Source organism: Jatrophihabitans sp. (genome assembly GCF_036389215.1).
Taxonomy (GTDB): domain Bacteria; phylum Actinomycetota; class Actinomycetes; order Mycobacteriales; family Jatrophihabitantaceae; genus Jatrophihabitans_A.
The window spans coordinates 21,826-28,096 of record NZ_DASVQG010000198.1 but is presented as its reverse complement, the minus strand read 5'-3'; the positions used below and the strand labels follow the sequence as shown (position 1 = coordinate 28,096).

Below are 6,271 nucleotides of genomic sequence, written 5' to 3'. Positions count from 1 at the left end.
GGCAACGACGGCGTGATCACCGTCGAGGAGTCCAACACCCTGGCCACCGAACTCGAGTTCACCGAGGGCATGCAGTTCGACAAGGGCTACATCTCGCCCTACTTCGTGACGGATCCAGAAGGCCTCCTCGCTTCTTTTGACGACCCGTACCTGCTGATCACCACCCAGAAGATCTCCTCGATCGCCGACCTGCTGCCGGTGCTGGAGAAGGTCATCCAGGCCAACAAGCCGCTGCTGATCCTGGCAGAGGACGTCGACGGCGAGGCGCTGTCCACCCTGGTGGTCAACGCGATCCGCAAGACCTTCTCGGTGGTCGCCGTCAAGGCGCCGTTCTTCGGGGACCGCCGCAAGGCCTTCCTGCAGGACTTGGCCATCGTCACCGGAGCCCAGGTCATCTCGCCCGAGGTCGGGCTCAAGCTCGACCAGATCGGCCTGGAGGACCTCGGTTCGGCCGGCCGGGTGGTGGTGACCAAGGACCTGACCACCATCACCCACGGCGCCGGCAACCAGGCCGACATCGAGGCCCGGATCGCTCAGATCCGCGCCGAGATCGAGTCCACCGACTCCGACTGGGACCGCGAGAAGCTGCACGAGCGCCTGGCCAAGCTGGCCGGCGGTGTCGGCGTGATCAAGGTCGGTGCCTCCACCGAGGTCGAGCTCAAGGAGAAGAAGCACCGCATCGAGGACGCGATCTCCGCGACCCGCGCGGCGGTGGAGCAGGGCATCATCGCCGGCGGCGGTGCCGCGCTGGTCCACGCGCTGCCCTGCCTCGACGAGCTGAAGCTGACCGGTGACGAGGCCACCGGGGTCAGCATCGTCCGCGACGCCCTGGTGGAGCCGCTGCGCTGGATCGCCAACAATGCCGGCCTGGAGGGCTATGTGGTGGTCAGCAGGGTTCGCGACCTGGACGTCAACGTCGGCCTGAACGCCGCGACCGGCAACTACGAGAACCTGCTCGAAGCCGGCGTCGTGGACCCGGTCAAGGTCACCAAGGCGGCGCTGAGCAACGCGGCGTCGGTGGCCGGGCTCTTGCTCTCGACCGAGTCCGCCATCGTGGAGAAGCCCGCCGAGCCGGAGCCGGAGGCACACTCACACGGCGGCCACTCGCACAGCCACTAGTCTCTAGTCCGGCAGTGCCGGCCCGACCGGGCCGTGGACTGAGGAAACTCCCCGCTCGCATCGTCCGCTATGCGAGCGGGGAGTTGGTCTTTGTCGCCAGCGTGTCAGCTGGCGTAGCTGGCCTGCATCCTGATCAGCTGGGCCCGCTCCTCCGTGGACTTGCCACCCCAGACGCCGTAAGGCTCGCGGGTCTGCAGTGCCCAGTTCAGGCAGGCCTGGCTGACCGGGCAGCGGGCACATACCTGCTTGGCGGCCCGTTCCCGGCGGACCCGAGAGGGTCCCCGCTCGTTCTCGGGGTGGAAGAAGGTCGAGGAATCCAAGCCTCGGCAGGCACCTTGCATCTGCCAGTCCCAGTCCTCCGCACGCGGTGCTGGCAACCGCGACACATCCGCCATCGTTACCTCCCGAACCAAAACCGCTGGCAAGAGAATGTGCCAGGTGCTTCCATCAACGAGCGAAGCGGTGAGAGGTAACGCTGCGTGGCCATCTGGATGCGAAATTTTTTATCGGGCCGCGGGCAACCCCTTGAGTGCCCGATTTCCCGGCCTGGACAGGGGCTAGCGGGGTGTCAGAGCTACCCAAAGGGAACATTTAATGCGAGGGCGTCTGCTCAGAGTGTTAAAGCTTTGTTACTCTCTGTCTCCGGAACGGGCGACGAGGCCGATAAATACTTCTGATGTCCACCGGATGGTGGGACGGGTCAGCTGCGGTGGGACGGTCGCTGCAGGGATCGCCGCTGCGGTGGGACGGTCGCTGCGGTGGGACGGTCGCTGCGGTGGGGCAGCGCGTCGGTAGCTGCGGTGGGGCAGCTGCGGTGGGACGAGTCAGCTGCGATGGGCCAGCGCGTCGGTGAAACCGCGGGCGTAGTCCCAACTCACGTAGGCGTCGGTCATCGGCTCGGCGGCCGGCTCGTGGACCCCGGTGCGGCCGCTGCCCAGCAGGCTGCGCAGGTTGGCTGCCATCAGCGCCCAGGAGAAGTAGTGCTGCTCGCCGCAGTCCGCGCAGTCCACCACGATGCCGTGGATCTCGTGCGGGCTGAGGGCCGCCTCGAACTCGGTCAACTCGGCCAGGTCGGCGGCGATCTCCTGCAGGTCGATATCGGTCAGCGGCTCGACCGGGTCCAGATCGTCCAGCAGGTTGGACGGATCGTTGGGGTCCCCCAGGAACGGATCTAGCGGTCCGCTGTGCGGATCGGAGAACGAGTCGTGAGAGGTCACCCGTCAACGGTAACGCCCGTTGGCCGGTGCGTTCCAATTCTTGCCGATTTCTTTAGGCTGATTTTTGGCCCTCCACACCCCCCGGCCAGCTGCTCCGGTCCTGCCGGCGCTCGTAGCAGGCCGTGGCGGGCCCGGCTACCCCCCGCTACGCCTGGGCGCACCTGCCTACCGGCGTCCGCACGAAGGCCCGGCCGCCACCCTCTCGGGCAGCAGGCCGGGCCTTGCCGCGCGGGCGCGCTGGGCACTCAGAGGTCAGCGATCGCTGCCAGCGGCGGGGTCCGGGCAGCCCTGGCGGCGGGCCACAGGGCCGCCAGCACGCCGACCACCGCCGCGAGCACCAGCATCAGCACCGCCTGCCCGATCGGCACCGAGACCTGGTCCAGGCCCTGCTCGCGCAGCGTCCGGACGAACAGCGAGCCGAACGTCAGCCCCAGTGCCACCCCGACGATCGCTCCGAACACCGCAATCAGCATCGACTCCAGGTAGATCGCGCGCCTGACCTGCGGGCGCACCATGCCCACCGCCCGCAGCATGCCGATCTCGCGACGGCGCTCCACCACCGACAACGCCAGGGTGTTGATGATGCCCAGCACCGCGATCACGATGGCCAGCGCCAGCAGGCCGTAGAGCACCGCCAGCAGCGCGTTGATCCGGCTGGCGCCCTCGCCCTTGAACTCCTCCCGGTCCTGCACCTGCACCACCACCAGCGGATCGGTCGCGCGCTCCAGGTCGGTCCGCAGCGCGGCCAGGTCGGTGCCCGGGGCGGCCTTGATCAGCACCACCTCGTCGCTCAGCGTCCGGCTCGGCGTCAACTCGCGGTACAGGCTGCCCGAGGTGAGCCAGTTGCCCAGCAGCTGACTGTCGTCGTAGATGCCCCCGACCGTGGTGTTCACGGTGTTCTGGTCCGGGGTCAGCATCGACACCGTGCTGCCCACGCTCCAGTGGTTGTCCTCGGCCCACTTCCGTGACACCAGCAGGTTGCGCCCGCTGAGGTCGGCGCTGCCCTGCAGGATCCGGTAACGCAGCACCTGAGCCAGCGGCCCGTCCACGCCGGTGCCGAACTCCGAACGGTTGTTGATCTTCACCTGCACCGGGTGCAGTGCCACCGTGGCGGCCACCCCGCTGACCTTGGCCGCCGCCGGAGCCGCCGCCACCGGCACCCCGATCGCGTCCGGGCCGGTAAGGATGTAGTCGGCGGTGACGCCGTTGTCGACCAGGCCGTTGATGCTCTTCTTGGCCGAGGCGCCGAACACCGCGATGGTGGTCACGAGCATCAGGCCCAGGGTGAGGGCGAAGGCGGTGGCCGCGGTACGCCGGGGGTTGCGGACGGCGTTGGTCCGGGCGAGCCGGCCCACCGGGCCGAACACCGGGCCCAGGCCCGCGCCGAGTACGGCGATGATCGGCCTGGACAGCGCCGGCGCGCCGAGCAGCACGCCGATGATCAGGCCCAGCGCGCCGAGCCCGACCAGCCCCGCCGCGCCGCCGCCGGCCTTGGCGGTGCCCCCGGCGACCAGGCCCAGCACGCCCAGCAGGCCGGCTACCGCGGCGAGCGCGGTACGCAGCCGCAGCGAGGTCCCGGTCGAGGCGAATTCCTCGCGCATCGCGGCCACCGGAGCGATCTTGGCAGCCCGCCGGGCGGGGGAGTAGGCGCTGAACATGGTGACGCCGATGCCGATGGCCAGCGCGATCAGCACGGTGCGGGGCCGCAGCTGCAGGGCGCCGGAGGGCAGCCCGACGTTGAAGCTGTTGAGCAGCGCCCGCAGGCCGTAGGCCAGGCCCACGCCGCCGGCGATGCCGATGGCGCTGCCCACCAGCCCGACCAGTCCCGCTTCCAGCAGCACCGAGCGGCTGACCTGGCGCCGGCTGGCACCGATCGCCCGCAACAGCGCCAGCTCGCGCAGCCGCTGGGCCACCAGCATCGAGAACGTGTTGTAGATGATGAAGGTGCCGACCAGCAGCGCGATGGCACCGAAGGCGAGCAGGAAGTAGTTGATGAACTTCAGGGCGTTGTTGATGTCCTGCTTGATGTCGTGGCGGACCTGGTCGCCGGTCTTGGCTTTCAGCTCCGGCAGCGCCTGGGCGACCCGGTCGCGCAGCTCGTTCTCGGAGACGCCGTCGCCGGCATTGCCAGCGATGTCGACATAGCCGACGTGCTTGCCGTCGGTGAACAGTTGCAGGGCCTGGGGTTGGGTGAACAGGGCGCCGATGTAGCCGCCGGTCTCGGTCTCGGTGGCATAGATCCCGGTCAGCGTCACGTCCAGGATGCCTTGGGAGGGCACCAGCACCTTGGTGTGCGAGCCGACGCTGAGCTTGCCGAGCCTCGCGGCACCGGCGTTGAGCGCGATCTCGCCGGCCCGGGCCGGAGCGGCGCCGGCGGTGAAGGTGAACTGGTCACCGATCTGCTGCTCCTTCGGCAGGTAGGACAGTCCCAGGCTCGGTGCGCCGCCGCCCTTGACCGCCTTGCCGTTCGAGCCGAGCAGCACGATCTGGCCGGTGATGCCGGGCTCGACCTTGCTCACGCCGGGGACCGCGCGCAGCCGGTCCAGGTCGGCCAGCGGGACGCCGCTGCTCTCCTCCTCCTTCGCCGAGACCCGGACGTCCACGCCCACCGCGGTGTCGTCGAAGATGCCGTCGAAGGTGCGCTGCAGGGTGTCGGTGAACACGAAGGAGCCGGCCACGAAGGCGGTGCCGAGCACCACCGACAGCACGGTGAGGGCCAGCCGGACCTTGTGCGCGGCGAGGTTGCGCAGCGACACCTTGCGCATCGCGGCGCCGGACTTCGCCGCGACGGCCGGCTGGTCGCTGCCGGGCCCGGACGCACCGGGCCGGGCAAGGGTGCTCGATGCCTGTGCCATCTCAGACCTGCTCGAGGTTCTTCATGCGGTCCAGCACCGACTCGGCGGTGGGAGCGCGCATCTCGTCCACGATCTGGCCATCGGCGAGGAAGACCACCCGGTCGGCGTAGCTGGCCGCCCGCGGGTCGTGGGTGACGATGACGACGGTCTGGCCGAGCTGGCTGACGGAGCTGCGCAGGATGCCCATCACCTCGCCGGAGGAGCGCGAGTCCAGGTTGCCGGTCGGCTCGTCGCCGAAGATGATCTCCGGACGCCCGGCCAGCGCCCGGGCGCAGGCCACCCGCTGCTGCTGGCCGCCGGACAGCTCCGAGGGCCGGTGGCCGAGCCGGTCACCCAGGCCCAGGGTGTCGATCACCGACGTCAGCCAGGCCTGGTCCTCGGCGCTGCGGCGGGTGCCGGCGATGTCCATCGGCAGCGTGATGTTCTCCAGCGCCGTCAGCGTCGGCACCAGGTTGAAGGCCTGGAAGACGAAGCCGATCCGATCCCGCCGGAGCTGGGTCATCTTCTTGTCCGACAGGCTGGTCAGTTCGGTGTCGCCGATCCGCACCGAGCCGGAGCTCGCGGTGTCCAGGCCCGCCAGGCAGTGCATCAGGGTGGACTTGCCCGAGCCGGACGGGCCCATGATGGCGGTGAACTCGCCACGGGCGAAATCCACCGAGACCGAGTTCAGGGCGCGCACCTGGGTGTCGCCGCTGCCGTAGACCTTGCTCAGGCCGATCGCCTGGGCGGCGATGCCGCGCTGCCCGCCCGGAACGGCCGGCGTGCTGAGCGGTGCCGAGGCGGTGGCGGCCGGAGCGGCACCGGCCGCGGTGCTGCCGTTCGGGGAGCTGCCGGTCGGCGAGTTGCCGGTCGGCGAGTTGCCGGACGGGGTGGTGACGGGTGAGTTCATGGGCTTGCCTTTCGACTGTTCACTGGCCCAGGTGTGCTGGCCGGGCCGGGGGTATGTCCGCTGCAGCTGAGACTTCCGGATCGCGCCTGCCGGGGGCAGTGGGGGATACCCTGATTCGCCCCTGAGGTTTTGCTCACCTGCAGGTCGCCAAATCCGGGGTCAGCTCCCGGTCGCCCCCTAGGATGGGTTAC

General features: G+C 69.6%; 5 protein-coding genes. 1 reads left to right on the top strand and 4 read right to left on the bottom strand.

The annotated features are described in order from the left end of the window. Positions 1-1,119: chaperonin GroEL (gene groEL, locus VF542_RS10715; RefSeq protein WP_408651694.1), on the top strand; the 1,119-nt coding region annotated here is incomplete at its 5' end. Positions 1,120-1,223: 104 nt separating this feature from the next. Here the strand turns inward: groEL and VF542_RS10710 are convergent. The 4 genes from VF542_RS10710 to VF542_RS10695 form a co-directional block, all read right to left on the bottom strand. Beyond that, the gene (locus tag VF542_RS10710) at positions 1,224-1,514 is read right to left on the bottom strand and encodes a WhiB family transcriptional regulator (RefSeq protein WP_408651693.1); all 291 of its coding nucleotides are present in this window, start codon (positions 1,512-1,514) and stop codon (positions 1,224-1,226) included. Positions 1,515-1,943: 429 nt separating this feature from the next. After that, entirely contained in the window at positions 1,944-2,336 is a 393-nt protein-coding gene (locus tag VF542_RS10705; protein WP_408651692.1) for a DUF5319 family protein, read from the bottom strand. Positions 2,337-2,581: 245 nt separating this feature from the next. Further along, positions 2,582-5,101 carry an ABC transporter permease gene (locus VF542_RS10700; protein WP_408651697.1) on the bottom strand — a complete coding sequence of 840 codons (2,520 nt, stop codon included), beginning with the start codon at positions 5,099-5,101 and terminating at the stop codon, positions 2,582-2,584. A 91-nt stretch (positions 5,102-5,192) separates the two neighbouring features. Beyond that, complete coding sequence (locus VF542_RS10695) at positions 5,193-6,080, bottom strand: ABC transporter ATP-binding protein (protein WP_408651691.1); 888 nt, start codon at positions 6,078-6,080, stop codon at positions 5,193-5,195. Positions 6,081-6,271 lie beyond the last annotated feature (191 nt).

Excerpts from the sequence above, each read along its gene's own strand:
- VF542_RS10710 (WP_408651693.1), bottom strand. The coding sequence starts at position 1,514 with ATGGCGGATGTGTCGCGGTTGCCAGCACCGCGTGCGGAGGACTGGGAC.
- VF542_RS10700 (WP_408651697.1), bottom strand. The coding sequence starts at position 5,101 with ATGCGCAAGGTGTCGCTGCGCAACCTCGCCGCGCACAAGGTCCGGCTG.
- VF542_RS10695 (WP_408651691.1), bottom strand. The coding sequence starts at position 6,080 with ATGAACTCACCCGTCACCACCCCGTCCGGCAACTCGCCGACCGGCAAC.